At 66.0% G+C, this 25,690-nt stretch carries 27 protein-coding genes and 1 pseudogene; 7 read left to right on the top strand and 21 right to left on the bottom strand.

Annotation, left to right across the window (positions count from 1 at the left end; genetic code table 11):
- Positions 1–152: 152 nt before the first annotated feature.
- The 5 genes from QZL87_RS00800 to ahcY all read right to left on the bottom strand — a co-directional run bounded on the left by QZL87_RS00800 (position 153) and on the right by ahcY (position 6,400).
- Positions 153–872: a nucleotidyltransferase family protein gene (locus tag QZL87_RS00800; protein WP_295322615.1), complete on the bottom strand. Its 720-nt coding sequence runs from the start codon at positions 870–872 to the stop codon at positions 153–155.
- On the bottom strand, positions 869–1,840 hold the full coding sequence (locus tag QZL87_RS00795; protein WP_295327077.1) for a phosphotransferase: 972 nt from the start codon (positions 1,838–1,840) through the stop codon (positions 869–871). Before QZL87_RS00795 ends, QZL87_RS00800 begins: the two co-directional genes overlap by 4 nt.
- On the bottom strand, positions 1,837–2,286 hold the full coding sequence (gene tsaE, locus QZL87_RS00790; protein WP_295322612.1) for a tRNA (adenosine(37)-N6)-threonylcarbamoyltransferase complex ATPase subunit type 1 TsaE: 450 nt from the start codon (positions 2,284–2,286) through the stop codon (positions 1,837–1,839). Before tsaE ends, QZL87_RS00795 begins: the two co-directional genes overlap by 4 nt.
- An 82-nt stretch (positions 2,287–2,368) precedes the next feature.
- A complete protein-coding gene (locus tag QZL87_RS00785) occupies positions 2,369–4,732 on the bottom strand; it encodes a PAS domain-containing sensor histidine kinase (RefSeq protein ID WP_295322608.1) in 2,364 nt (787 codons plus the stop codon).
- A gap of 252 nt (positions 4,733–4,984) precedes the next feature.
- A complete protein-coding gene (ahcY, locus tag QZL87_RS00780; protein WP_295322605.1) occupies positions 4,985–6,400 on the bottom strand; it encodes an adenosylhomocysteinase in 1,416 nt (471 codons plus the stop codon).
- A gap of 392 nt (positions 6,401–6,792) precedes the next feature.
- Between ahcY and QZL87_RS00775 the strand changes: the two genes are divergently transcribed.
- Positions 6,793–7,191, top strand: a complete 399-nt coding sequence (locus tag QZL87_RS00775) for a hypothetical protein (RefSeq protein WP_295322603.1) — start codon at positions 6,793–6,795, stop codon at positions 7,189–7,191.
- A gap of 115 nt (positions 7,192–7,306) precedes the next feature.
- Here the strand turns inward: QZL87_RS00775 and QZL87_RS00770 are convergent, their stop codons facing one another.
- The 8 genes and pseudogenes from QZL87_RS00770 to QZL87_RS00740 all read right to left on the bottom strand — a co-directional run.
- Entirely contained in the window at positions 7,307–7,870 is a 564-nt protein-coding gene (locus QZL87_RS00770; protein ID WP_295322600.1) for a YqgE/AlgH family protein, read from the bottom strand.
- 122 nt (positions 7,871–7,992) lie between these two features.
- Positions 7,993–8,727 (bottom strand): DUF4336 domain-containing protein, encoded by a 735-nt coding sequence (locus QZL87_RS00765; protein WP_295322598.1) that lies wholly within the window; start codon positions 8,725–8,727, stop codon positions 7,993–7,995.
- A 58-nt stretch (positions 8,728–8,785) separates the two neighbouring features.
- Positions 8,786–8,968, bottom strand: a complete 183-nt coding sequence (locus QZL87_RS19220) for a DUF2238 domain-containing protein (protein WP_362988204.1) — start codon at positions 8,966–8,968, stop codon at positions 8,786–8,788.
- Entirely contained in the window at positions 8,886–9,407 is a 522-nt protein-coding gene (locus QZL87_RS00760; protein ID WP_362988201.1) for a DUF2238 domain-containing protein, read from the bottom strand. The genes QZL87_RS19220 and QZL87_RS00760 overlap by 83 nt, the downstream gene beginning before the upstream one ends.
- A gap of 242 nt (positions 9,408–9,649) precedes the next feature.
- Complete coding sequence (locus tag QZL87_RS00755; RefSeq protein ID WP_295322594.1) at positions 9,650–10,675, bottom strand: aspartate-semialdehyde dehydrogenase; 1,026 nt, start codon at positions 10,673–10,675, stop codon at positions 9,650–9,652.
- A gap of 39 nt (positions 10,676–10,714) precedes the next feature.
- Entirely contained in the window at positions 10,715–11,323 is a 609-nt protein-coding gene (locus tag QZL87_RS00750; RefSeq protein ID WP_295322592.1) for a DUF1287 domain-containing protein, read from the bottom strand.
- 98 nt (positions 11,324–11,421) lie between these two features.
- On the bottom strand, positions 11,422–11,799 hold the full coding sequence (rplS, locus tag QZL87_RS00745) for a 50S ribosomal protein L19 (protein ID WP_037555002.1): 378 nt from the start codon (positions 11,797–11,799) through the stop codon (positions 11,422–11,424).
- Positions 11,800–11,804: 5 nt separating this feature from the next.
- Positions 11,805–11,894: pseudogene (locus QZL87_RS00740) on the bottom strand (tRNA (guanosine(37)-N1)-methyltransferase TrmD); the annotation flags it as partial.
- A 238-nt stretch (positions 11,895–12,132) separates the two neighbouring features.
- Here QZL87_RS00740 and QZL87_RS00735 point away from each other — a divergent pair.
- Positions 12,133–13,503 carry a sulfatase-like hydrolase/transferase gene (locus QZL87_RS00735; RefSeq protein WP_295322591.1) on the top strand — a complete coding sequence of 457 codons (1,371 nt, stop codon included), beginning with the start codon at positions 12,133–12,135 and terminating at the stop codon, positions 13,501–13,503.
- Here the strand turns inward: QZL87_RS00735 and trmD are convergent.
- Genes trmD through QZL87_RS00720 form a run of 3 tightly spaced genes read right to left on the bottom strand, consistent with a single transcriptional unit; the run spans position 13,476 to position 15,423 of the window.
- Positions 13,476–14,183: a tRNA (guanosine(37)-N1)-methyltransferase TrmD gene (trmD, locus tag QZL87_RS00730; protein ID WP_295322589.1), complete on the bottom strand. Its 708-nt coding sequence runs from the start codon at positions 14,181–14,183 to the stop codon at positions 13,476–13,478. The genes QZL87_RS00735 and trmD overlap by 28 nt on opposite strands.
- Entirely contained in the window at positions 14,180–14,506 is a 327-nt protein-coding gene (locus QZL87_RS00725) for a hypothetical protein (protein ID WP_295322586.1), read from the bottom strand. Before QZL87_RS00725 ends, trmD begins: the two co-directional genes overlap by 4 nt.
- A complete protein-coding gene (locus QZL87_RS00720) occupies positions 14,503–15,423 on the bottom strand; it encodes a LysR substrate-binding domain-containing protein (protein WP_295322584.1) in 921 nt (306 codons plus the stop codon). Before QZL87_RS00720 ends, QZL87_RS00725 begins: the two co-directional genes overlap by 4 nt.
- 101 nt (positions 15,424–15,524) lie before the next feature.
- On the opposite strand from QZL87_RS00720, the gene QZL87_RS00715 reads away from it, so the two are divergent.
- Entirely contained in the window at positions 15,525–15,725 is a 201-nt protein-coding gene (locus QZL87_RS00715) for a hypothetical protein (protein ID WP_295322581.1), read from the top strand.
- A 74-nt stretch (positions 15,726–15,799) separates the two neighbouring features.
- Here the strand turns inward: QZL87_RS00715 and QZL87_RS00710 are convergent, their stop codons facing one another.
- From QZL87_RS00710 to QZL87_RS00695, 4 genes are all read right to left on the bottom strand, one after another.
- The gene (locus QZL87_RS00710) at positions 15,800–17,317 is read right to left on the bottom strand and encodes a serine hydrolase domain-containing protein (RefSeq protein WP_295322578.1); all 1,518 of its coding nucleotides are present in this window, start codon (positions 17,315–17,317) and stop codon (positions 15,800–15,802) included.
- 257 nt (positions 17,318–17,574) lie between these two features.
- Positions 17,575–19,167, bottom strand: coding sequence for an MDR family MFS transporter (locus tag QZL87_RS00705; RefSeq protein WP_295322575.1), 1,593 nt, complete (start codon positions 19,165–19,167; stop codon positions 17,575–17,577).
- Between the two features lie 165 nt (positions 19,168–19,332).
- Positions 19,333–20,454 carry an HlyD family secretion protein gene (locus QZL87_RS00700; protein WP_295322570.1) on the bottom strand — a complete coding sequence of 374 codons (1,122 nt, stop codon included), beginning with the start codon at positions 20,452–20,454 and terminating at the stop codon, positions 19,333–19,335.
- A complete protein-coding gene (locus QZL87_RS00695; protein ID WP_295322567.1) occupies positions 20,454–20,900 on the bottom strand; it encodes a MarR family transcriptional regulator in 447 nt (148 codons plus the stop codon). The genes QZL87_RS00700 and QZL87_RS00695 overlap by 1 nt, the downstream gene beginning before the upstream one ends.
- 126 nt (positions 20,901–21,026) lie before the next feature.
- Here QZL87_RS00695 and QZL87_RS00690 point away from each other — a divergent pair, with 126 nt between their 5' ends.
- The 3 genes from QZL87_RS00690 (at position 21,027) to QZL87_RS00680 (ending at position 24,603) form a co-directional block, all read left to right on the top strand.
- The gene (locus QZL87_RS00690; RefSeq protein ID WP_295322563.1) at positions 21,027–21,674 is read left to right on the top strand and encodes a 2-hydroxychromene-2-carboxylate isomerase; all 648 of its coding nucleotides are present in this window, start codon (positions 21,027–21,029) and stop codon (positions 21,672–21,674) included.
- A 261-nt stretch (positions 21,675–21,935) separates the two neighbouring features.
- Complete coding sequence (locus QZL87_RS00685; RefSeq protein ID WP_295322559.1) at positions 21,936–22,688, top strand: alpha/beta hydrolase; 753 nt, start codon at positions 21,936–21,938, stop codon at positions 22,686–22,688.
- 76 nt (positions 22,689–22,764) lie between these two features.
- Positions 22,765–24,603, top strand: coding sequence for a M2 family metallopeptidase (locus QZL87_RS00680; protein ID WP_295322557.1), 1,839 nt, complete (start codon positions 22,765–22,767; stop codon positions 24,601–24,603).
- A 226-nt stretch (positions 24,604–24,829) separates the two neighbouring features.
- Here QZL87_RS00680 and QZL87_RS00675 read toward each other — a convergent pair whose 3' ends face one another.
- Positions 24,830–25,156 carry a metalloregulator ArsR/SmtB family transcription factor gene (locus QZL87_RS00675; RefSeq protein WP_295322554.1) on the bottom strand — a complete coding sequence of 109 codons (327 nt, stop codon included), beginning with the start codon at positions 25,154–25,156 and terminating at the stop codon, positions 24,830–24,832.
- A 48-nt stretch (positions 25,157–25,204) separates the two neighbouring features.
- Between QZL87_RS00675 and QZL87_RS00670 the strand changes: the two genes are divergently transcribed.
- The gene (locus tag QZL87_RS00670; protein WP_295322553.1) at positions 25,205–25,687 is read left to right on the top strand and encodes an SRPBCC family protein; all 483 of its coding nucleotides are present in this window, start codon (positions 25,205–25,207) and stop codon (positions 25,685–25,687) included.
- The last annotated feature ends 3 nt before the right edge of the window (positions 25,688–25,690 follow it).

Below are 25,690 nucleotides of genomic sequence, written 5' to 3'. Positions count from 1 at the left end.
GCTGCGATGCGCAAGCCGATCCTCCCTGTGGCGGAGCCATGGGGAGGGGGACCGCCCGCGAAGCGGGTGGTGGAGGGGCCGCGTCATAGCCCCTCCGTCAGCGCTTCGCGCTGCCACCTCCCCATCGCTGCGCGACAGGGAGGATCAAACTGTCAGCCATCGCTCAGCGCCGCCTCGGTCGGCGCGATGGCCGCCGGGGTGCCGACGTCGAACCACTGCCCCATGTGCGACAGGCCGTAAAGCCGCCCCGCCGCGATCGCGCGTTCCCAGAGCAACATCGTCGAAAAGGGGCCTTCGGGCGCCCCATCGAGAAAGCGCCGCGAAACGAGCTGAACGCCGGTATAGACGAAGGGCGCGATCCGCCCCGGTTTGCGGCGCGACAACCGCCCTGCCGGATCCATATGGAAATCGCCGCGCCCGCCATGCCCGCTCGCGCTCGCCTGGCGGATCAGCAGCAGCAGCGCGTCCATCCGCGCGCCGTCCCAATGGCGCGCGAGGTGCCGGATGCTGTCCTCGGGCCCGTCGGTCCAGATATTGTCGCTGTTGACGATCAGGATCGGGTCGCCGCGAAGCTGCGGCAGCGCCTTGACCATCCCGCCGCCGGTTTCGAGAAGCTGGCCGCGCTCGTCCGAAATCGCGATCGTGAACTTGCGCTTCTGCGCCGCAAGATGCGCTTCCAATGCGTCGGCGAGATAGTGGACGTTGACGACGACATGGCCGATTCCCGCCGCCTCGATCCGGTCGAGACTATGGTCGATCAGCGCCTTGCCCGCGACGCGCACGAGCGGCTTCGGCCGGGTGGCCGTCAGCGGGCGCATCCGCTTGCCGATGCCCGCCGCCATCACCATCGCGCTTTCGATCTTCGCACTCACAGCCACGCCTCCGCCCGTTTCGAGGGCGGCACATTGGCGTCGAACCATTGCCGAACGGGGACAAGCGCCGGATGCGCGAGGTCGCGTTCGAGCAGTCCCCACATGCGCGGCTGGAAACTCTTGTAATGCGGCTTGTTGTCGCGTTTCCACAGCCGGACGAAGACGCCGAGGATGCGCGTGTTGCGCTGCGCCGCCAGCGCCCAATAGGCGTTCTCGATGTCCCGTCGCGTCGCTTCGCTGTAGCGCGCGAGCATCGCCGTCTCGACGCCCGGCGTCACGTCGCGCCGCGCATCTTCGAGCACCGAGGCGAGATCATAGGCCGGATGACCGACGAGCGCGTCCTGAAAATCGAGCAGGCCGTAATGCGCGATCCCGCCCTGCCCCGCGACCAGCATGATATTTTCGGCGTGGAAGTCGCGCAGCACGGTGACGCGCGGCAGGCCGTCGGTCTCGACGGGCATCAGCGCCGCTTCCCACGCGGCGCGGAATGCGTCGCGATCGGCCTCGATACCCAGGGCGGGACAATACCAGTCGGTGAACAGCATCACCTCGTCGAGCCACTGCGCGAGCCCATGCACCGGCAGCCCATCCATCGGCGGCCGCGCGTGGAGGTGGACGAGCAGGTCGGTCACCCCGGCATAATATTCGGCTTCGCGGTGCAGCGCGGCATCGACCGTTTCGCGCAGCCGGACGTCGCCGAAATCCTCGATCAGCAGCAACCCCCGGTCGAGGTCGCGTGCGAGGATCGTCGGCGCGTTGAGCCCCTGTTCGCACAGATATTCGGCGACCGCGATGAACGGGCGCGGGTCCTCGTGCGGCGGCGGCGCGTCCATCAGCACCGCCTGCCGGCCGCCCTCGACGACGCGGAAATAGCGGCGGAAGGATGCATCGCCCGCAAGCGGCAAAATCCGGGCGTCGCCCCAGCCATGCGCGGCAAGAAAGGCGGGCGCATGAGCGGGCGGAATCATCGAAGCGGCCATCGCGTTTCCCAAGCGGGCGGCACATCGGCTGTCAAGACGCGCGCGTCGCCTTCGCCCGAAATGCGGAGCGTCAGCGCACCGGGCCAGCCTTCGCCGCCCAGCCGTTCGGGCCATTCGATCAGCAGCGCGCCGTCGTAAAGATAATCGTCGAGCCCCAGTTCGATCAGCTCGTCCGCATCCTCGATCCGATAGAGATCGACATGCGCGATGGCGAGGTCGATCTCGGGCGGCGCATAGGGCTGAACGATCGCGAAGGTCGGGCTCGGCGCCTCGCCCGCCAGCCCGCGCGCCTTCAGCACCGCGCGCGCGAGCGTCGTCTTCCCCGCGCCGAGCTCACCCGACAGCAGCACGACGTCGCCCGCCTTCAGCGCCGCGCCGATCGCGGCGCCGATCCGCTCGGCTTCTTCGAGAGAGTAGGAATGGCGGGATTGCATCAAGGCTCAGCGCGGCCGCGAAAAAAAGCCGTGTGCTCCCGCCTTCGCGGGGACACACCGACAATGATTGTTGCGCTAGCCATCACGCCCCCCGCGGCAAGCTGATCCGCACCAGCGTCCCCTGCCCCTGCTCGCTCACCACTTCCATCGTCCCGCCGTGCGCGGCGACGAGCTGGCGCGCGAGCGCGAGGCCGATGCCGCCGGTCGCGGTGCCCGCCTGCTGTCCCTTGGCGACCGCCGCGGCCGCTTCGGGCATGCCGGGGCCGTTGTCGGACACGATGATGTCGATCCCGCGCGCGTCGCCGTCGGCGTGGAGCAGAACGCGCGCGCCCGATTTGCGCGACGGCGCGGTGAAGCGCACCGCATTGTCGAGCAGCCCCGCGACGAGCCGCGACAGCCGCGGCGCGTCGCCTTCGATCGTGCCGAGGTCCGCCGAGATATTGCCGACCAGTTCGACCTTCTCGCCATCGGCAAAACCCTTGGAGTCAGCGAGCGCGCTTTCGAGCAGCGCGCCGACGTCGACCGGCGCGCGTTCGATCGCGAGCGTCCCCGCCTCGCCCTGCGCGAGGTCGAGCACATTGTCGATCTGGCGGCCGAGCACAGCGACCGAATCCATGATCGCGTCGATATAGGCGCGCTGCTGGTCACCGAGCTTGCCGGCATAGCCCGCCTGCAGCATCTCGCCGAAGCCACCGATCGAGGTCAGCGGCGTGCGCAGTTCATAGCTCATCCGCGACAGGAAGGCGGTCTTGGCCTTGTCGGCCGCCTCGAGCGCCTCGTTGCGCTCGCGCAGCGCCCCCTCCATCTTCCGGCTCGCGGTGATGTCGAGCATGATGAGCAGCGCATTGCCGTCGGGAAGCGGGATCGAGGCAAAGTCGAAATGGCGCCCGTCGGCGAAGCGGACCTCGCCGACGCGCTGCTGGCGTTCCAATGTCGCGGCGCGGATCACTTCCTGCACGATGCTGATCTGGTTCGGCTTCGCGAGCCGGTCGGCGAGCCCCGCCATCAGCGCATCGACGCGCGGATGCGCCGCGAGCGTCGGCTCGTCGATGCCCCACAGGCGGCGGAAACGCTGGTTCCACAGGTGGAGCCGCCCGTCGGGCGCGAACACCGCGACCGCCTCGAACAGATTGTCGAAGGTCGCGGTGCGGACGCGGAGCAGCGTGTCACGCGCCCCCGCGAGCTGCACCTGTTCGGTCTTGTCCTCGGCGATCAGCAGCAGGCCGCCGTCGGGGGTCGGCTGTGCGACGACGTGAAGGTGCGTGCCGTCGCGCAGCAGCCAGTCCTCCTCGCTCGCCTCGGCCTGCGCGAACCAGTCGACATGCGCCTGCCGCCATTCGGGATAGTTGCGCACTTCGGGGGTCCGCCCGCGCTCGCGCCAGTCGTCGAGCAACCGCGCGAAAGGCAGCGCCTCGGCGACGTCGTCGGCCTCGATCCCGAACAGGCGGCGGAACGGCAAGTTCGCGAAATTGAGTCCCTGGTCGGGACCGAATTGCGCCACCGCCGCCGACAGCCGGTCGAGCAGTTCGCGCTGCGTATCGACGAAGCGGCGGTGCGCCCCGCGCTCGGTTTCGAGTTCCTGGATGTCGATCGCATAGCCCGCAACGCCGATTACCCGGCCGCCCTCGGGCGCGAGCGGCACATCGACGACGCGCATGATCCGCCGCTCGCCCTCGATCGTCACCGGGATGGTGCGCATCTGCGCCGATCCGGCGGCGCGCGCCGCATCGGCGGCGTCGGCGGCGCTCACCCCCGCGACGGTTTCGCACAGCTCGACGCCGCCGTCGATCACGGCGGCTGCGCCCTTCGCCTCGACCGCGCGGACATAGGCGCTATTGACGAGCGCGAGCGACAGATCGGTGTCGCGGAACCACATCGGGAAGGGCGCCGCTTCGATCAGCCCCGACAGCGCCTCGAACGCCGCCATCGCTTCGTCGCGCTCCTGCCGCGCGTGCGCGAGCGCCTGCTGCCCGTCGGTCGCGTCGCTCAGCCAGAGCAGCACGCTGCCCGGCCCGCCGACCGCCTGCGGCGCCGCGGCGCCATGGACGATGATCGTGCGGTGGCTGCCGTCGGGCTTGAGGCTCAATACGAAGGGTTTGGCGCCGCGCTGCGCGCCGAGGATCGCCTGACGCAGCGCGTCGTGCGCCTGCGCGTCGAGCCCGCTGCCGAGCCCGCGAAGCTCGTCGAAATTGCGCGGTCCGTGGTCGAGCCCGAGCCAGCGCCCGAGCCGCTCGCTCGCCTCGATCCGCCAGTCGGCGCGGACGATGACCGGAAGCTGCGGCGACGCCTCGACGAGGCTCGCGAGCCGTTCGGCCTGCCCCGCAACGAATGCCGAGCGCCGCTGCATCGCAATCCCGCGCAGCGTCGCCCATAGTCCGGCGAGCAGCCAGAGCGCCGCGAACAGGCCGAGCGCGAACAGCAGGGTCGGCGAAAGCGTGTCGCTCATCCCGCTTCAGTCTTCCACTTTTCCGCCGATTGCGCGATTACCATGATCGCCAGCCCTATAGGCGATACCGGCATGTTTCAATCGCGTGTCACCGCCAGTCGCCGCGTCCGATCGTCCGATGAGCTTGTCATCCACAATTTTCGTCATTGCGAGCGAAGCGAAGCAATCCAGAATAGCCTAAACCGCCCTAGATTGCTTCGCGTCGCTCGCAATGACGAGGAAGAAGCGAGCGTGCGGCCCGCCTCTTCGAAATCAATAACGATAATGATCGGGCTTGAACGGCCCTTCGACCGGCACGCCGATATAGTCGGCCTGCTTCTGCGTCAGCTTCGACAGATGCACGCCGAGCTTTTCGAGGTGCAGCGCCGCGACCTTTTCGTCGAGATGCTTCGGCAGAACGTACACGTCGTTCTTGTACTGCTCGCTGCGCGTCCACAGCTCGATCTGCGCGAGCGTCTGGTTGGTGAAGCTCGCCGACATCACGAAGCTCGGGTGGCCCGTCGCATTGCCGAGGTTCACCAGGCGGCCCTTCGACAGGATGATGATCTGCTTGCCGTCCGGAAATTCGACCAGATCGACCTGCGGCTTCACCTCGGTCCACTTGTAATTGGCAAGCGCCGCGATCTGGATCTCGCTGTCGAAGTGGCCGATGTTGCACACGATGGCCTGGTCTTTCATGGCCTGCATGTGTTCGCGGGTAATGACGTGGTAATTGCCGGTGGCCGTGACGAAGATGTCGGCATGGGGCGCGGCTTCTTCCATGGTGACGACCTTGTAGCCTTCCATGGCGGCCTGCAGCGCGCAGATCGGATCGATTTCGGTGACGAGCACGCGCGCGCCGCCATTGCGGAGCGACTGCGCCGAACCCTTGCCGACGTCGCCGAAGCCCGCGACGGTCGCGACCTTGCCCGCGAGCATCACATCGGTGCCGCGGCGGATCGCGTCGACGAGGCTTTCCTTGCAGCCATAGAGGTTGTCGAACTTCGACTTGGTGACGCTGTCGTTGACGTTGATCGCGGGGAAAGGCAGCTCGCCCTTCTTGGCGATATGATAGAGGCGGTGGACGCCGGTCGTCGTTTCTTCCGACACGCCCTTGATCGCCTTGACCGTCTTGGTCAGGTAGCCGGGGTTGGCGGCGACGAACGCCTTCAGCGCGCGCTGCATCTCCACTTCTTCCTCATTCTCGGGCGCCGGCATCGTTTCGCCCGCCTCGAGCTTCGCGCCCCACAGCGCGAACATCGTGGCGTCGCCGCCGTCGTCGAGGATCAGGTTGCAGGTCGTACCGTCCTCGACGCCCCAGTCGAAAATGCGGCCGACATAGTCCCAATAATCGGCAAGGCTTTCGCCCTTCACCGCGAACACCGGCACGCCCGACGCGGCGATCGCGGCGGCGGCATGGTCCTGGGTCGAGAAGATGTTGCACGTCGCCCAGCGCACTTCGGCGCCGAGCGCGGTCAGCGTCTCGATCAGCACCGCGGTCTGGATCGTCATGTGCAGCGAACCGGTAATGCGCGCGCCCTTCAGCGGCTGAGCGGCGCCATATTCGGCACGCAGCGCCATCAGGCCCGGCATTTCAGTTTCGGCGATGTTGATTTCCTTGCGCCCGAAATCGGCGAGGCTGATGTCGGCAACGACATAGTCACGGGTGTCGGCGGCGAGAGTAGCCACGGGGATTCTCCATATTTGGCATGTCGACCGCAGGCGAGCGGCCACGAAATTATCTTGCGCGCCCTAGCCGAAACGCCGCCGCCGATCAAATATAAACTTTTCTTTATATCACGCCCGCAGAACGATCCGTCGACATCTGCGCCCGCGCGAATCGGCGGCGCGAAAACGCACCGGCCGCAAAAATAATTTTCGCGCGCATCAATTGTGACAATCGGGGGCCCCGATTGTGACATGGAGTCGCAAAGCCCAAGATTCTGAAAAACCGGACTTATAATGCGCCTTGCGTTGAGCTTAATCGCTCTTTGTGACAGCTATGTTACAAACCCCCGAAAACATTGACTTTTTACACAGCGCACGAGAAAATCGGCCCAAGTTTTCGGGGAGATACCTAGATGAAAAAAATTCTGCTGCCGCTGATCGCCTTGGCGCTTTCGAGCCCTGCCGCGGCGCAATCGATCGTCGTCGTGACCGCGCCGGAGGCCGATTCGGTAATCCTTCCGGTCGCCTATGCCGAACTCAAGGCAGGCGAAAACGACGCCGCGGTCGAAAAGCTGACCGGCGACACCGGCCTCGACGCGCGCGACCCCTCGCGCCTGATCAATCTCGGCACCGCTTATGCCCGGCTGGGCCGCACCGCCGAAGCGGCGGCGGCCTATGACGCCGCGATCGGCAGCCCGATCCGCTACGATGTCGAGCTGGCGAGCGGCCGCTACATGGATTCGCGCTGGGCGGCGCGCACCGCGCTCGCCAACCTCAACCAGGGCAAGCCGCTGCTGGCGCTGGCTCGATAAAAACACGACTAAGAGCACGTCGCCCCCGCGAAGGCGGGGGCCGTTGCCGGCCTTATGCAACGCCGAAAGCATGACCTCCAGCGGCCCCCGCCTTCGCGGGGGCGACGGCTAAGGCTCAGGCCTCACCGCCCTCGGTCGTCAGCAGGCGGGCGTCCACTCCCGCCTCGGCAAACGCCGCCTGCCACCTTTCGGCGGGCGGCGTTTCAAAGAGCAGGCCGTCGCTGCCCGGCGTGACATGCCAGCCGTGGCGCACCATCTCGCCTTCGAGTTGCCCGGGCGACCATCCCGCATAGCCGAGCGCGACCAGCCAGCGCGACGGGCCGCGCCCTTCGCCGATCGCGCGCAATATGTCGTGCGAACTCGACACCATCCAGCGATCGCCGACCTGCACCGCCTCCTGCCCGCCCCAGTCGCGGCTGTGGAGCACGAAACCGCGCGACGGCTCGACCGGCCCGCCGAGGAAAACCGGCTGGTCGAGCGGCTCTTCATGCTCGATCTCGAGCTGGTCGAGCACCGCCCCGACGGTCATTCCGTCGATCGGATCGCCGATGCCGATCCCCATCGCGCCGTCCTCGTCATGGCTGATCATCGCGATCACCGAATGTTCGAAACGGGGATCGCCGATGCCCGGCAGCGCGAGCAGCAATTGGCCGGTGAACCAGGCGGGGACGGTTTCCATATCCGTACAATGCCGCGACAGGCCGAAAGGGTCCAGCCTCTTTGCCGCAAGCGAAGCGCGACCGGCGGCTTCGAAGCGTCGAGCGGAAGCAGCAGACCATCCCCGCGAGCAGCCCGCCCGGGCTAAAGCGCCCATCCGAACGCGCGGCGCAATTCGGCCGCGCCGCCGCGTTCATAGGGGAGGCCGTGCGCCATCACGACGCGCTCGCAGTCCCAGGCCACGATTTCCGTCATCGCGGCGCGCACGGCGCGGCGGCGCGGCCAGAAGGTCAGGCGCATGTCGGCGGGAGTGCCGCCCGCCGGGTGCGCGACGCCCGCCAATCGCACCAGCCAGCGAAACAACCGGCTGCGCACGCGCGCGGGTTCGAAATTTTCGATCAGATCGGCCAGAATGACGGTGCGTGAAGCCGCGTGAAAAAACACCGCTTCGCTGACCATCGTGCCCGGAACCAGCACGCCCGCGATCCCGCCCGGAAGCGGCATCGCCGGACCTTCGAGCAGCGCGTCGATGCGGAAGTCGCGCTTCGCCTTTTCGGCGAGCCCCGGCACGGCGAGCGTGCGCGCCGCGGGATAGCGCGCCTGCCAGTCGGCGACGTACCAATAATGGATGCTGTTCGGTGCGACGAGCCAGGCCACCTCGCCCAGCCGGTCGATCGCCGCGAACAACGCCTCGTCGGGGGCGATCGGCGAGTGGATCCACAGCCGCCTGCCCGGCAGACGCACGACCGTCATCCGCGTCGGAAAGGGCATCGAGGCGGGGCCGTAATCCATGCGGATTTCGGGACCGTCGACGGTCCATATCCGCTCGCCGAACGGCTTGGGCACGTTGAGCGGCGCATAGGGAACGAAGCTGGACATGGACGGCAGGGTATAGATGCGGCGGCCGCCTTTCAATTCGCCGGTCGTTCCCGCATGCCTATTTCCCGCCGCGCCGCGGGATCGCGAGCACGAGTATCGCACCCAGGGCTGCGAGCGCCATATCCTTTTGCGCGTCCCATATGTCGCCCTGTTGTCCGTTATAGCGATCGGCGGTCTCGCCCGCCGCGACGATGGTGAGCAGCCATTCGAAGATTTCGTAGAGGCACGAGATCGCAAGCACCCAGCCGAGCACGGCCACAGCCGCGCCGGCCGAGCCCGCCCCTCCGCCGGGCGATTTCGGCGACGGGGATCACCGACAGCGCGCCGAAGGCGAAATGAGCGAGCCGGTCATAATGGTTGCGCGTCCAGCCGAAGGCCTCGGACGGGCTCGTGCCCGTCAGCGCGCGGGCCCATTCGTCGTAGGGGACGTTGCTGTAGGCGTAACGGCCGCCGAGCGTGTGGAGCGCCATGAAGAGGGCGATGCAGGCCAGCGCAGCGGTGGACAGCGGCCAGCGGCGGAGCAGCCAGGGTGACGCGGCGAGCAGAAGCAGCGTCGGGATATGCTGAAGCAGCGCGACCTCGGGATAGGGCTGGTCGATCTGCGCGAGGAGCAGCAGCGCGAAGAGCAGGCCGAGCAGGCGGCGCTGCGGGCGAGGGATGGCGGCGAGAGAGGCGAACATGACCTTCCCTACCGAGCCGGAGCGGAATCTTTAAGTCCTCCTCTTCGGAAGGCGTCGGCTTTGGCTGGTTAGCTGCCATTCCCAACATTCGTCATTCCCGCGAAAGCGGGAACCCAGAGCGTGCGTCGGCTGACTCCGCACTGGGTTCCCGCTTTCGCGGGAATGACGAAGCTATGAGATGCTCAGCGTCCGCAACCGGCCGAAAGCAGTCATACCGCTTTCCTCTTTGCAATGGATATGCCTCAACCCTTCTTCAGATGCCGGCGGCCGAGCAGTTCGGCGATCTGCACCGCGTTGAGCGCCGCGCCCTTGCGGAGATTGTCCGAAACGCACCAGAGGTTGAGGCCGTTTTCGACCGTCGGGTCCTCGCGCACGCGGCTGACGAAGGTCGCGAAGTCGCCGACGCATTCGACGGGGGTGATGTAGCCGCCGTCCTCGCGCTTGTCGTGGAGTACGACGCCCGGCGCCTCGCGCAGGATGCGCTGCGCGTCCTCGGCCGACAGTTCCTCCTCGGTCTCGATATTGATCGCTTCCGAATGGCCGACGAAGACGGGCACGCGCACGCAGGTCGCGGTGACCTTGAGCTTGGGATCGAGAATCTTCTTGGTCTCGACCACCATCTTCCATTCCTCCTTGGTCGAACCGTCGTCGAGGAATTTGTCGATGTGCGGGATGACGTTGAAGGCGATCTGCTTGGTGAACTTGTTGACGTCCTTCTCGTCGCCGACGAAGATCTGGCGCGTCTGGTTCCACAACTCGTCCATGCCCGCCTTGCCGGCGCCCGACACCGATTGATAGGTCGAGACGACGACGCGCTTGATCGTCGCGGCATCGTGCAGCGGCTTCAGCGCGACGACCATCTGCGCGGTCGAGCAATTGGGGTTCGCGATGATGTTCTTCGCCGTATAGCCGTCGATCGCCTCGGGGTTCACCTCGGGCACGATCAGCGGCACGTCGGGGTCCATGCGGTAGAGCGAGCTGTTGTCAATCACGACGCAGCCCACCGCGGCCGCCTTGGGCGCGTGGATCGCGGTCGCGTCGCTGCCGATCGCGAAGATCGCCATGTCCCAGCCCGACCAGTCGAAATTCTCGATATTCTGGCACTTCACGGTTTTACCGGTATCGCCGATCTCGATCTCGTCGCCCTGGCTGCGCGACGATGCGACCGCCGCCAGTTCGTCGTAGGGAAATTCGCGCTCGGCGAGAATGGCGAGCACTTCGCGCCCGACATTGCCCGTGGCTCCGGCGACAACGATACGATAACCCATTTACTCACTCCTCGGTGCAAACTCGGTTGAAAACGATAATCAGACTTTCCAGCGGAAATGGCCGGTCAGCGGGTGGTCGAACAGCGCATCCTCCTCGCGCGTGCCGCCACCGATATTGTGGAGGACGAGCGGCACGCCGGTGGTATCCTTGCGGTCGGACACGATACCGGTATGCGGCATCCGCCCGCCGACCATCTGGGTGAAGATGTCACCCGGACGCCAGTCGGCGGGGTCGTCGGTGACGGGGAGCGAAGCCCCCTGCCGCCGCCAATAGGTCGCGAGATTGGGCACGCGGCGATGGTCGATGTTGCGGTCGGGGCGCCCCAGCCCCCAATTCTTCGGATAGGCCCCGAAATTGGCACGCATGTCGGCGTTTACAAGGGCCTGAAGGTCGGCGCCGAGCGCATCGCGGAACGCGCGGATCACGACGTCGGTGCAGACGCCCTTGGCGCGGTCGACGTCGCCGTTGGGAAAACGCAGGACGCTGTAGGCGGGGTCATAGGTCAGCGTGACCCCGACCTGGCGCCGCGCCGCACGCACCACGCGCTGCGCGGGGGTGAGCGCCATCGCCTCGCCCGACACGCCGAACGCGAGCACCGCGCCAAGAAAGGCGCGCCGTGTCGGCCGGAAGGATGAGGGTGCTCGCATCAGATTCGCCTTGCCCAAAAGAAAACGACCGGCTCTGCCTGTTGGCGGAACCGGTCGTTTTTGAAAGCTGTTTCGGCTTTGGGTGAGAGAAGCTCTCCTTAGCCTTCGCCGGCTTCCGACCGGTAATCGCGGCGCTCCGCAATACGTGCCGATTTACCAGTGCGCCCACGCAGATAGTAAAGCTTCGCACGACGGACAGCGCCCTTGCGGACGACGGTAATCGAATCGATGTTGGGCGAATAGAGCGGGAACACGCGCTCGACACCTTCGCCGAACGACATTTTGCGCACGGTGAAGTTGGAGCCCATGCCCTTGTTCGAGCGTGCGATGCACACGCCTTCGAAATTCTGGACGCGGGTGCGTTCGCCTTCGACCACCTTCACGCCGACTTTCAGCGTGTCGCCGGGACGGAAGGTCGGAATCGTCTTGCCGGCCTTGGCGATTTCTTCGGCTTCGATCGTCTGGATGAGGTTCATATCCTCTAGTCCTTTTCTTTTCGCCGCGCGCCAGAGGCAGGTCGGGCCCGAGCGCCCTCATGGCGCTCCCAAAGGTCCGGCCTGCGTAACCGTGTCCGTCGGCAAGGCCCCCCGATCGCAGCACTTCGGGAACCCTGCGCCCCGCCCGGCAGACCGGTCGGGGATAAGCGGAAACAGACGCGCGCAATCGACGCGATTCGCCACGGCTCCGCTTGAAGCCGCGGCCACTACGCCGGAAAGCGACGAAATGCAAGGGGTTCGGGGTGCAGCGGACAGGGCCGATTTAAACGGCCCTTAACCAAAATCGCCCATGGAGGGCGCCGGAGGGACCCGATGTCATATGTGACCGCCATCAAGCCGCTGGCAAGCCGCGTTTTCGCGCCCGCCGACGGCGCCGCGCTGGCCGCGTTCCTCAACTGGGCGCTGTGCTGGTTGCTGCTGCCCAACCTCGCCTTCCTGCCGATCACGATCATGGGCGGACCGATGCGCGCACCCGAAATCTGGCTGTGCGGCGCGGTCGGCCTTGTCGCGAGCTGGTTCGGATATTGGGTCCGCGTCGCCGCCTTCTTCGCGCTGCTCGCCTATCTGGTGCTCGTTTTCATCGCGAGCATGTTCAACATGCACGTCAGCATGATCCTTTCGGTCGTCGCGCTCGTGCTCGACATTCGCCCCGCCGCCTCGCCCGAATATCTGATCGGCGGCGCGTTGCTCATCCTCGTCCTCGCGCTCGCCGCTCGTCAGCTTCGCCGGCCGAACAAGCTGCGCGGACTGCAGTGGTTCGTCGCCGCGGCGGCGCTGACCTATGCCCTGGCGACGGCGGACTATGTCAGGGCGCGCGACAGCGCGACTGCCTATAACCGGCTCGCCCCCGCCGACGCGCCCTTCACCTCGGCAACGCGGCAAACCGGCTTTCTGAAGCTCGCCGACGGCGAGAGGCATGTGATGATCGTCATGGTCGAAGCGATGGGCCTTCCGACCGAGCCCAGCCTCCGCGCGCGGCTCGATGCGATCTGGACGCGCCCCGAACTCGCCGGGCGGTTCGAGATCAGTCAGGGCGACACGGCCTTCTATAATTCGACGACCAAGGGCGAGATTCGCGAGCTGTGCCAGCACTGGGGCGACTATAAGGAGATCGTCGCGCCGGCGCCCGATTGCCTGCCCGCCGCCCTCGCGCGGCGCGGTTATGCGACACACGCCTACCACGGCTTTTCACCTGGATTTTTCGACCGCGACCGCTGGTATCCGCTGATCGGGTTCGAGCTGACGAGCTTTCGCGACGCGATCGAGGCGCAGGGCGCCGGCCATTGCCCCAACGTCTTTCCCGGCGCGTGCGACCGCGACATCCCGCGGCTGATCGGCCGCGACCTCGCCGCGGCGCAGCGGCCGCAATTCGTCTATTGGCTGACGCTCAATTCGCACCTGCCGGTGGTCGCCAACGCCGAACTGCGCACCGAGGATTGCCGCCAACTGGGGGCGACGCTCGATGCCGATTATCCGCAGGTCTGCCGCCTCTTCGCGATCTGGGACGACACGGCGGCGGCGCTCGCCGCGATGGCGAGCCGGCCCGGTTTTCCGCCGACCGACATATTGATCGTCGGCGACCATATGCCGCCCTTTACCCAGCAGAAGAGCCGGATGATGTTCGACAGCGGCAAGGTGCCGTGGGTATTGCTGCGCTATCGGTCCTCGCGCCCCGCAGCATAGGCCTGCCACAGATCGGGGCGGCGCGTTCGCGTATCCTGCTCGGCGCGCTCGCGGCGCCAGGCGGCGATCTTCTTGTGATCGCCCGAACGCAGCACTTCCGGAATGTCGCGCCCCTCCCAGCTGACCGGCCTTGTATAGTGCGGATATTCGAGCAGTCCTTGTTCGAAGGATTCGTCGTCGCCGCTGACGGCCGCACCCATGACGCCGGGCAGCAGGCGAATACAGGCGTCGAGCAGCAATAGCGCCCCCATCTCACCGCCCGACAATATGATGTCGCCCATCGACACCTGTTCGACCGCGCGCGCGTCGAAGATGCGCTCGTCGAATCCCTCGAAGCGGCCGCAGAGGATGATCGCGCCGGGACCCGACGAAAGCTGGCGGACGCGCGCTTGTGTGATCGGCGTGCCGCGCGGGGTCATCGCAAGGATTGGCAGCCCCGGATGCGCCGCCATCGCATGGTCGACGGCGGCCGCCAGCACATCGGCCTTGAGCACCATGCCGGCGCCGCCGCCCGCGGGGGTGTCGTCGACGGTGCGATGCTTGTCGGTCGCGAAGTCGCGGATCTGCACCGGCGCGCAATGCCAGGTCCCGCTTTCGAGCGCGCGCCCCGCCATGCTGTGCCCGAGCGGGCCGGGGAACATGTCGGGATAGAGGGTGAGCGGAACCGCGGTGAAGGTCATTGAGAGCGTCCGCCTGAAATCTGACCCCAAGTCCATTGCATCAAGCCATGTCCCAATAGCCACGCCAAAATTGCGCCAACCGGCCCCCACCAAAGAAAAGAAACGGCGAACATCCAGCCAAAAGCGGCAGAGTAGAGCCACAATCCGACCAAAACCGGAATCAGCAACAAAGCCGGCACAATCGCGGGAGCGACAATAGCCATTTCCCGGAAACCAACGCCGCCCCTGCCTGCACGACGTAACGAAGCGCGATAGAGGAACATCATCCCAAGCTGCATGGCGAGAATAAACGAGATCAGCGAGATGGCCGGAATTATGCTCATGACGGCGGCTGCCATAGCGCGTCGGGGATGAGGTGGCGATCCTTGGCGAGCTCGGCGTGCAGCCATTCGCGGAAACGTTCGATCTTGCGCACGCCGACGCGGTTTTCGCGGTGGACGAGCCACATGGCGCGATCCGAAACATGGAGCGTTTCGAACGGCTGGACCATGCGGCCGCTGGCGAGGTCGGCCTGCCAGAAGAGCGGGGTCATCATCGCGGCGCCGAAGCCCGCCTGCACCGCGCTCGCTTCTTGGAGCTGGCTGTCGAGTTCGATCCCGCGCCGCGACGGCGCGAGCGGCGTTTCCACCCCGGCGGCCGCGAACCAGTCGGCCCACCAGCTGTCGTTCGGCGCGAGCCGCTGGACGCGCAGCAGGTCAGCGGGTTCACGAATGCCATGTTCCTCGATGAACGCGGGCGAGGCCAGCGGCGCGACATGCTGGCGCATCAGGAAGTCGCTACGCAGCCCCGGCCACGACCCCGTCCCGATCCGGATCGCAAGGTCGACGTTCGACGCGTCGAAATCGATCAACTGGTTGCTCATCGACATGCGCACCGCGAGTTCGGGGTAGAGAAGCTGAAAGCTGCCGATGCGCGCGCTGAGCCAGCTGCCCCCGAAACTGGTTACCGTGCTGATCGTCAACACTTCGGCCTCGTCGCTGCCCAAGGCGGCGAAGGCGTCGCCCATCGCGGCGAAGGCGCCCGAGATCGCGGGGAGCAGCCGCTGCCCGGTTTCGGAGAGGCGCACGCGCCCTTTTTCGCGCACGAAGAGCGCGCGGCCGAGCCGGTCCTCCAATTGGCGGACCTGATAGCTCACCGCCGCCTGCGTCAGCCCCAACTCTTCGGCGGCGCGCGAGAAATTCTGCAGGCGTCCGGCGGCTTCGAAGGTGCGTATAGCGGCAAGGGGCGGAAGGCGGGACATGCGACCTTATAAGTTCAGCTTATGATATGGTCCACGCCTTTTGTTGGCGCTGCCGTGCATGGAGGGGCATTTAGGCGGCACCAAGCGAAAGGAGATGAGCGATGAAAGACGAGCAGTTCATGCGCGTTTGGAATGGCGGTCATGATCATTTCAGCGCCGACATCACCCGTGCCCTCAAATGGCTGGCCGAACCCTTCCGCCGCATGGGCGAATATATGGGCCCGGCGAGCGCACCGGGCGAGGATAGCTTCTTCACCCGCGCCGCCGCGCATTGCGGTGTGCATCCGCGCCGCGCGCGATAATCGCTGCCCCCTCTCGAAGGTCCGGGGCGAAACGGGACGGGGCCGTCCCTTGCAAAGACCCCGTCCCGTTTCCATCAGTCCCTATCGGGCGGAACGACGCGAAAACGCAGCGCCTGCACCGTCGCCGGCGTCGTCGGGGCGAGCAGCAAGACCCCGTCGAGCTTGCCCTTTTCGCAGTTGAGCCGGAAGGCGGTCGACATCGCGCCCATCGGCGCGAGCGGTTCGTCGGCGGGGCATTCGCCAACCTCTTGCTTCAGCGCCGCGAATTCGGCCGCCCAGTTGGCGGCCGAGCGGTCCATCAGGAAATTCATCGCGAGCCTGCCCCGAAGCGCGCCGAGATCGCCTGCGGCATAAGCGGCCTTTGCCGCCGCATAAGCCTCCGCCACGGCGGACGACACCGGCACCTCGCGCGGTTCGAGCAGCCCCGCCCTCTCCATCGCGACCGCCGTATTCCACGCGGGCGCCGACGGTCCGGCGTAGGTGCGGTTCGCCATCGCGAAGACGCCAACGCCATGATCGGGCATCAGCATCACATGACTGCCATAGCCGGGATAGCCGCCGCCGTGCGCGAGCGTCAGCCCGAGGTCGCAATCCTGCGCGACGCGCCAGCCCATGCCATAAGCCGCCGCCTGTTTGCACGCGCTCGCGCCGCTCGTGCCGATGCGATTGGTCACCGATACGAAATTGAGCCCCTGCGCGACCTCACGCACCGTCGACCGCTTCACCGGGCCGGTGTCCGCATCGTCGCGCGCGGGCCACGCCGAGAGCAGAAAGGCGACCCATTTGGCATAGTCGTTCGCGCTGACCTGCAGCCCGCCCATCGCGTTGAACGCGCCGTCGGCCATTTCGGGCTCCGCCGACCAGCGGCCGTTTTCCCAGCGATAGCCGAGCGCATAGCGCGCCTTCGGTGCCTGGGTGACGTCAAAGCCGCTCGCCGTCATGCCGAGCGGGATCAGGATCGCCTGCCGGACATAGTCGGTGTAAGCCATGCCCGACGCCTCGGCGACGATGCGGCCGAGCAGCGCATAGCCGAAGTTCGAATATTCATGCTGGCTTTGCGGCACGCGGCTGAACGGCACGCCCGCGGCGAGCATTTTCGTAAATTCGTCCTGCGGCAGGACCTGCTGCCGGTCGCCCCACGGGTCATCGGTGACGAAGCCCGCGACATGGTGGAGCAGGTCGCGGATACGGATACGCGGGCTGTCGCTGGTCGGATAGGTCCAGCTTTTCATTTCGGGAACATGGACTTCGGCGAGATCGTCGAGGCGGAGCTTGCCGTCGTCGCGCAGCTTGAGGATCGCGAGCGCGGTGAACGCCTTGGTCATCGAGGCGATGCGGAACAGGCTGTCGGGAGTGACGGGACTTTTGTCGGTCAGGGTCTGGACGCCGATGCCCTTCACATAGGCGAGCTGACCGTCCTTGACGACGCCATACACCATGCCGGGGATATGCTGATCGGCCTGATATTTCGCGAACAGCGCGTCGATTTCGGGGGCGAGCTGGTCGAGGGCCTCGGGAGTGGCTTCCTGTGCGGCGGCAGGGACCGAGCTTCCCAGGATGAGGGCGAAAGCGAAACCCGGTTTCCAGCGCATAATCCCTCCGTGACCGATCGCCGTCAGGCTAACAGCGGCGGCGGCGGCCGGCAATCAGCGATAGAAGGACGATCATCTCACCGGGACGGCGAAGGCCTTAAACGACCGAAGGCCGACATTCCGCATCCTTAAAACTTCGTCATTCCCGCGAAAGCGGGAACCCAGAGCGTGCGTCGGCTGACTCCACACTGGGTTCCCGCTTTCGCGGGAATGACGAATGTTGGGAAGGGCGGGAAGCCACTCCAACGCCGACGCCTCTAATGTCCCATATCCGCCGCCGATGCTTTGGGCCCACCTGGCTTCGGCGACCTCAGCAGCACTACCAGCGGCACCGACGCCAGCGTCACCCACATCATCAGCCAGAAATCGTCGATATAGGCGACCATCGCCGCCTGCCGGTTGATCTCGGCGTTGACCATCGCCATTGCCGCCTCGCCCATGATGCCGAAACGGTCGGAGGTCGACGGGTCGAGCAGGCCGACCGAGCTGTTGGTGACATGCGCCGCCAGGTCCTCGTGGCTCGTCTGCGTGTTCGCGCCGAGTAGGGTGGTGACGACCGAAATGCCGACCGACGCTCCAAGGCTGCGCAGGAGGTTGAGCAGGCTCGACCCGTCGGTGCGGTGCTGCGGCGCGATCGTCGCAAAGGCCATGGTGTTGAGCGGGATGAAGATCAGCCCCATGCCCAGCCCCTGCACCAGCCCGCTGATGACCACCGGCTGCATCCCCATGGCGAGCGACCAGTGGCTCATCTGCCACAGCGAGTATGCGGCGATGACGAGACCGGTGCCGACCAGCCAGCGCGCATCGATCCGGCCGAGCAATTGTCCCGCGACCCACATGCTCATCAGGATGCCGACGCCGCGCACCGCAAGGACGATCCCGGTGTCGATCACCGGCCAGCCGAACAGAGTCTGCAGCATCGGCGGCAGCAGCGCCATCGAAGCGAACATTACGACCCCGATCACGACCATGAAGCCCATTGCGGTGACGAGGTTGCGGTCGGCGAGCATCTTGCGGTTGAACAGCGTATCGCCGCGCGCGGTGAACAGATGGACCAAGAACATCCACAGGCACGCGATGGCGACCCCGCACTCGATCCAGATTTCGACGCTGTTGAACCAGTCCTCGTGCGCGCCGCGGTCGAGCATCAGTTGCAGCGCGGCGAGGCCGAGCGCGAGCATCGAGAAACCGAACAGGTCGAACTTGCGGTCGGCCCTGCGCGTCGCGGGCAGCAGCGCCCACATCATCGCGAGCGTGAGCAGCCCGACGGGCAGGTTCACGTAAAAGACCCAGCGCCAGTTGACGCTCTCGGTCAACCAGCCGCCGAGCACGGGGCCCAGGATCGGGCCGATCATGATCCCCATGCCCCAGATCGACATCGCGCGCGCGTGGCGCTCGGGCGGGTTGATGTCGAGCATCACCGACTGCGACAGCGGTCCGATGAAAGCGGCGAAAATCCCCTGCATGAAGCGAAAGGCGACCATCTGTTCGAGCGTCTGCGCCGCGCCGCACGCCATCGACGCGACGATGAAGCCCGCGACCGCGCCGAGGAACAGCTCGCGCCGCCCGATGCGGTCGGCGAGCCAGCCGGTGATCGGCATCGCGATCGCCGAGGCGAGGATATAGCTCGTCAGCACCCAGGTCACCGTCTCGCTCGTTGCGCCGAGCGCCGACTGCATATGCGGGATGGCGACGTTGGCGATCGTCGTGTCGAGAATCTGCATGATCGACGCGCCCATGACGGTGACGGTCAGGAGGCCGCGATAGCGGACGCGTTCGTGGAGCGGGATCGAATCGTCGTCGGGCAGCGCCGAGGCGGCGGATCGGCGGGGAAGGGCGTTGCTAGCCATGGTTATCTAAAGCCCCTCCCCTTCAGGGGAGGGGTTGGGGTGGGGGCTCGCGACATAGCGCAAGGCCGATGGCCCCCACCCGCTACGACTAGGCAGCAAGCTGCCAAGTCTCGCTGCCCTCCCCTGAAGGGGAGGGTCTGAAGCAGGTAAAGTGGCAAGGTCACCCTATTTCCCCGAAACCGCACCGCCGCCGGTAAACACCCGCACATCGGCCGACAGTCCCGCGATCATATCGCGCGCGGGCTTTTCGTCGAACGCGATCCGCACCGGCACGCGCTGCGTCACCTTGACCCAGTTGCCAGTGGCGTTCTGCGCCGGCAGCACCGAAAATTCGCTGCCCGTCCCCGCGCCGATCGTCAGCACATGGCCGCGCACCCTCAGCCCCGGATAGGCGTCGAAGCTGATTTCGGCGCGCTGGCCGACGCGCATGTTCGCAAGGTCGGTTTCCTTGAAATTGGCCTCGACCCACGGATGCGCGGTGTCGACCAACGTCACTGCGGGCAATCCCGCGACCATCATCTGGCCGACCTGCAGCCGGTCCGACTGCGCGATGCGTCCCGCGCTCGGCGCGCGCACTATCGTCCGGTCGAGGTTCACCTGCGCCTGCGACCGCTGGACGCGCGCCGCCTCCACCTGCGGGTTGATCCCGCTCGACGGACCCGCCGCGAGCTTGGTGCGCGCTTCGGCGGCGGCGGCTTCGGCCTGGCGGACGCTTTCGCGTGCTTGGCTGAGTGCGTGGCGCGACGCGTCATAGGCTGCCCTGGTGGTGAAGCCCTTTTCCATCAGCGCCGCCTGCCGGTCGAAGGTCACCTGGGCGAACTTCACATCCTCGCGCGCCGCGGCGATGTCGACGCTCGACGTGTTCGCGCTCGCCGCCAGATTGCCGACCTCGACCCGGGCGGCGTCAATCGCCGCGGTCGCCTGCGCGACGCTCAGCGCATAGGGCTCGCCGTCGATGCGGAAGAGCAACTGCCCTTTCGCGACCTGCTGGCCGTCGCGGACGGCAACTTCGGTGATCCGCCCGCCGACCTCGGCCGCGACCGACACCTTGTCCATCTGGACATAGGCATTGTCGGTCGACACCGACCCGCCGCTCGTCAGCCACCAGCCGGCGCCGCCCGCGACGAGCAGGGCGGGCAGCCCGAACATCAACAGCCGCGTGCGCCAGCTCGCCTTGGGCGCGGCGTCGGCGACGGGCGCGGGGTCCGGCAGCGGATCGGCCTTCGGCGCGCGCTTCGCGGGCATCGCCTCTTCGGCTTTCGGACGGGACGGGGAAAGCTGATCCATCAGATTGTCTCTTTTTCTTTTTGGCATATGCGGCGGGACAGGTTGGCGCGGACGCGCTCGACAAGGTCGATCAGCTGTTCGCTCTCGGCGGCGCTCAGCCCTTCGGTCGCTTCGGCGTTGAGCGCGTCGGCGGTGGCGCGCATCCCGCCCAGAAGTTCGCGGGCGCGCAGCGTCAGATAGAGCCGCCAGGCGCGGCGGTCGGCGGGGTCGGCGCGGCGCTCGACCAGCCCGGCCTCGGCCAGCCGGTCGACCATCCGCGACAGGGTGATCGGTTCGACCTCGATCAGCTCGGCGAGCGGGCCCTGCCTTATGCCCTCGTGGCGCTTGAGGTAGGTGATCAGCCGCCATTGCAGCGCGGTGATGCCGCTGTCACGCGTGCGCGCGTTGAACGCGCGCCGGAACAGGCGCGCGGTGTCATTCAGCAAGAATCCGACCGTTTCGCTCATAGCGCAGCATATAATAGCAGTGGCTACTATATTCAATCGCCATGCGGGGTTGGCAACTGTCTCGAATATGGTGTAAAATTTCTTTACAGTGCTTGCATGGCACCATTTTTCGGGCAGGATGTGGGGATGACTCTGACCGCCGACCTTTTCTGGTCCTTTCGCTCGCCGTACAGCTATCTTGCCATCGGGCGGTATCGCGCGCTCGCCGCGAGCCACGACCTGACGATCAATTTGCGCCCGGTCTATCCGCTCGCGATCCGCCAGCCCGACTTTTTCGAGCGCAATCACCCCAATTGGCTGAGCTACACGATGCGCGACATGATCCGCGTCGCGCAGTTCCATGGCATTCCCTTCGGTCCGCCGCGTCCCGACCCGATCGTCCAGAATGTGGCGACGCGCGAGATCGCGGCGGAGCAGCCCTATATCTATCGCCTCACCCGGCTCGGGCAGGCGGCTTCGCGCCGCGGCAAGAGCCTCGCTTTCGCGCATGAGGCGGCGCAGCTAATCTGGGGCGGCGCGCAGGACTGGCATTTGGGCGATCATCTGGCGGGCGCGGCGAAGCGCGCCGGGCTCGACCTCGCCGAACTCGACGAAGAGGCGGTGCGCGACGCCGAGGCGCTCGACAATGAAATCGCCGGCAACCAGGTCGCGCTCGAAATCGCGGGCCATTGGGGCGTGCCGACCCTCGTGTTCGAAGGCGAGCCCTTTTTCGGACAGGACCGGATCGAGATGGCAAAGTGGCGCATGGAGCAGAAGGGGCTGCGTCCGCGATAGGACGAGCGCCAGATCGTCGTCCCGGCCTGGTTTGTCGAAAGGGAGGGAGGAGTGCTTTGGGGTGAAGAACTGCCATTCTCTACCTCGTCATTCCCGCGAAAGCGGGAACCAGTGCGGGATCGGCCTACGCACGCTCTGGGTCCCCGCTTTCGCGGGGATGACGATATAAGAGGCCGCAATCGGTCGTAAACGGCCGGACCGGTTGTCGAGCCGCCCGGCGCTCGGTTGCGCGAACCCGCGCGGAGCGCGTAAGGCGGCACCATGACCATCGAACCGACATTTTTCGAAGCGCGCGACGGCGTGCGGCTGGCGTGGCGCGAAATGGGCGAAGGCGCTCCCGTCGTCCTGCTGCACGGACTTTTCTCGACCGCCGAAGTCAATTGGATCAAGTTCGGCACCGCGGCGCGCATCGCCACCGAAGGCTACCGCGTGATCATGCCCGATCTGCGCGTTCATGGGTCGAGCGACGCGCCGCATGAAGAGGAGCATTATCCGCCCGATGTGCTGGTGCATGATCTTGAGGATCTGGTCGCGCACCTCGGCCTGAGCGCCTTCGACCTCGGCGGCTTCTCGCTCGGCGCGCGGACGAGCGCGCGCGCGGTCGTGGCGGGAATGAAGCCGCGGCGGCTGATCCTTGGCGGCATGGGACTTGCGGGTCTCGCGGGCTGGCAGCGGCGCGGGCAATTCTTCAAGCGGGTGATCGCCGAATATGAAACAGCGAAGCGCGGCGACGACACCTGGCTGTCGATCCAGTTCATGAAGACGATGAAGGTCGACCGCATCGCCGCGGAGCATCTGCTCGACAGCTTCACCGACACGACGCCCGAGATGCTCGCGGCGCTGACGATGCCGGTGCTCGTCGTATGCGGCGAGCAGGATCAGGATAATGGCTCGGCCGAAGAGCTGGTCGCGGCCTTGCCCGACGCGCGGCTCGCGGCGATCCCCGGCACGCATATGTCGAGCGTGACCCAACCCGAACTGGGCGAAGCGATCGCGGCTTTCCTCACGGCTTGACCCCGCTCCCGCCGCGCGCCAAGCTGTCGGCATCGCGCCAGAGAGCGCAGCCAGAACAATCCAGAGGACGCACCCCATGAAAGCCATGATTTCGACGCTGTCGCTTGCCCTGTCGCTCGCGGTGGCCACCCCCGCCCTTGCGCAAGCGGCGCCCGCCGCTGCTCCCACCGCCGCCCCTACAGCCGCCGACGCCGATGCCTTTATCGCCGGGGTAGAGAAGGATCTGTTCGACTATACGGTCGAGGCGAGCCAGGTGAACTGGGTCAATTCGACCTATATCACCGAGGACACCGACGCGATGGCGGCGCGGATCAACGCGGTCGGCACCGAAAAGTCGGTCAAATATGCACTCGAAGCGGCCCAATATATGAATGTGCCGGGGCTCAGCGCCGATACGAAGCGCAAGCTCGACATCTTGCGCAACGGCATCGTGCTGCCCGCGCCGACGACGCCGGGCGCCGCGACCGAGCTCAACACGATCGCGACCGACCTGCAGTCGCAATATGGCAAGGGCCGCGGCACGCTCAATGGGAAGGAAATCTCGGGGTCGGACATCGAGGCCGAGATGGGCAACCTTCAGAACACGCCCGCGCAGTTCGCAGAAATGTGGACGAGCTGGCACGACAAGGTCGGCGCGCCGATGAAGGACGATTATGCGCGCATGGTCACCATCGCGAATGAGGGCGCGAAGGAGCTGGGTTTCGCCGACACCGGCGCGATGTGGCGCTCGGGCTACGACATGCCACCCGAGGAATTCGCCAAGCTGACCGAGAAGATCTGGCAGGACATGAAGCCGCTCTATGTCGCGCTCCACACCTATGTCCGCTGGAAATTGAACGAGAAATATGGCGACGCGGTGCAGCCGAAGACCGGCCCGATCCGCGCCGACCTGCTCGGCAACATGTGGGCGCAGGAATGGGGCAATATCTATCCGCTCGTCGCGCCCGCGGGCACCGGCGATCTCGGTTACGACATCGGCGACCTCCTGACCGCGCAGGGCAAGACGCCGCTCGACATGGTCAAGGCGGGCGAGAATTTCTATTCGTCGCTCGGCATGGCGCCGCTGCCCGAAACCTTCTGGAAGCGCAGCCAGTTCCTGAAGCCCGCCGACCGCGAGGTCGTGTGTCACGCCTCGGCATGGGACGTCGACAACAAGGACGACATCCGCATCAAGATGTGCATCAAGGTGAACGCCGACGACTTCATCACGATCCACCACGAGCTCGGCCACAATTATTACCAGCGCGCCTATAACAAGCAGCCGTTCCTCTACCTCAACGGCGCGAACGACGGCTTCCACGAGGCGATCGGCGATTTTGTCGCGCTGTCAATCACCCCGCAATATCTCGTCGACATCGGCCTGCTCGACAAGGCGAAGGTGCCGAGCGCCGACAAGGACATCGGCCTCCTGCTCCGGCAGGCGATGGACAAGGTCGCCTTCCTGCCCTTCGGCCTGCTCGTCGACCGCTGGCGCTGGGGCGTCTTCGACGGCTCCATCCAGCCCGCCGACTATAACAAGGCGTGGACCGAGCTGCGCACCCAATATCAGGGCATCGTCCCGCCGGGCGAGCGCCCAGCGAACGCGTTCGACGCGGGTGCGAAGTTCCACATCCCCGGCAACACGCCCTACACGCGCTATTTCCTCGCGCGCGTGCTGCAGTTCCAATTCTATCAGGCGGCGTGCAAGCAGGCGGGCTGGAAGGGGCCGCTCCACCGCTGCTCCTTCTATGGCAACAAACAGGTCGGCGCGAAATTGAACGCGATGCTCGAAATGGGCGCGTCGAAGCCATGGCCCGACGCGCTGCAAGCCTTCACCGGTAGCCGCGAAATGTCGGGCAAGGCGATGGCCGACTATTTCGCGCCGCTGAAAAAATGGCTCGACGAACAGAATAAGGGCAAGCCGTCGGGGTGGTGATCGCGGTTGCGGCGATGTGACAAGGGCCGGGGAGGCGACTCCCCGGCCCTTTATGCGCGAGCGCAAATATCGGCTTTGGGCTAGGAAGAGGCCATTCCCAACCTTCGTCATTCCCGCGAAAGCGGGAACCTAGAGCGTGCGTCGGCTGGTTCCCGCTTTCGCGGGAATGACGAAGTTATGAGATGCTCAACGGCCGATACAGGCCATTCCCCGTCACCGCCCCGCATCACTCCGCCTCCACCGACTGTTTGAACCGCGCGAGCCGCGCGCTCGCCGCCGCCGCGTGCGGGCCGATCCAGCGGTCGTGGATGTCCTGGATCGGCATCGCGTTGAGATGATTCCAGCGTTCGCGGCCGCGGCGCTCGGCGATGACGAGCCCGGCGTCCTCCAGCACCTTCAGATGCTGCATCACCGTGCAGCGGTCGATGTCGGCGAAATGGCTGCACAGCATCCCGGTCGTGAGCGGCTGATCCTTGAGGTCGTCCAATATCTGCCGCCGGATCGGCGAGGCGAGCGCCTTGAAAGTTGCGTCGAACTGATCGTGAATTGACATGTTATAAATTTATAACATAATAGAGCGCGACTCAAGCGGAGAATCGACATGGAGCTGAAATTCAGGGTCGCGGCGCGGATCGCGAAGCCGGTGCGTGAGGTGTTCGAGGCGGTCGCCGACCCCGCGAAGCTGTCGAACTATTTCACCACGGGCGGCGCCAAGGGCCGGATCGAGACGGGCGCGACGGTGACATGGGACTTCCACGACTTTCCCGGCGCTTTTCCGGTCTGGGTGATCGAGGTCGTAGAGGACGAGAAGATCGTCCTCGAATGGCAGGCGAGCGAGGGCGAGGCGCACAATGTCGAGGGTAGCGAGCCGAAGGAGGCCGATTACCGCACCCGCGTGACGATGCGCTTCAAGGCGCTCGACGACGGGCGCACGCTCGTCGAAATCGCTGAAGAAGGCTGGCGCGAGAATCAGGGCGCGCTCGGCGCCTCCTACGGCAATTGCCAGGGCTGGTCGCAGATGCTCTGCGCGCTGAAAGCGTGGATCGAGCATGGCATCAACCTGCGCGAGGGCATGTATGTGTGACGC

It is taken from the genome of uncultured Sphingopyxis sp., assembly GCF_900078365.1.
In the GTDB taxonomy this organism is placed as follows: Bacteria; Pseudomonadota; Alphaproteobacteria; order Sphingomonadales; family Sphingomonadaceae; genus Sphingopyxis.
The sequence above is the reverse complement of the archived record's forward strand: the minus strand, read 5'-3'. Positions and strand labels throughout refer to the sequence as shown.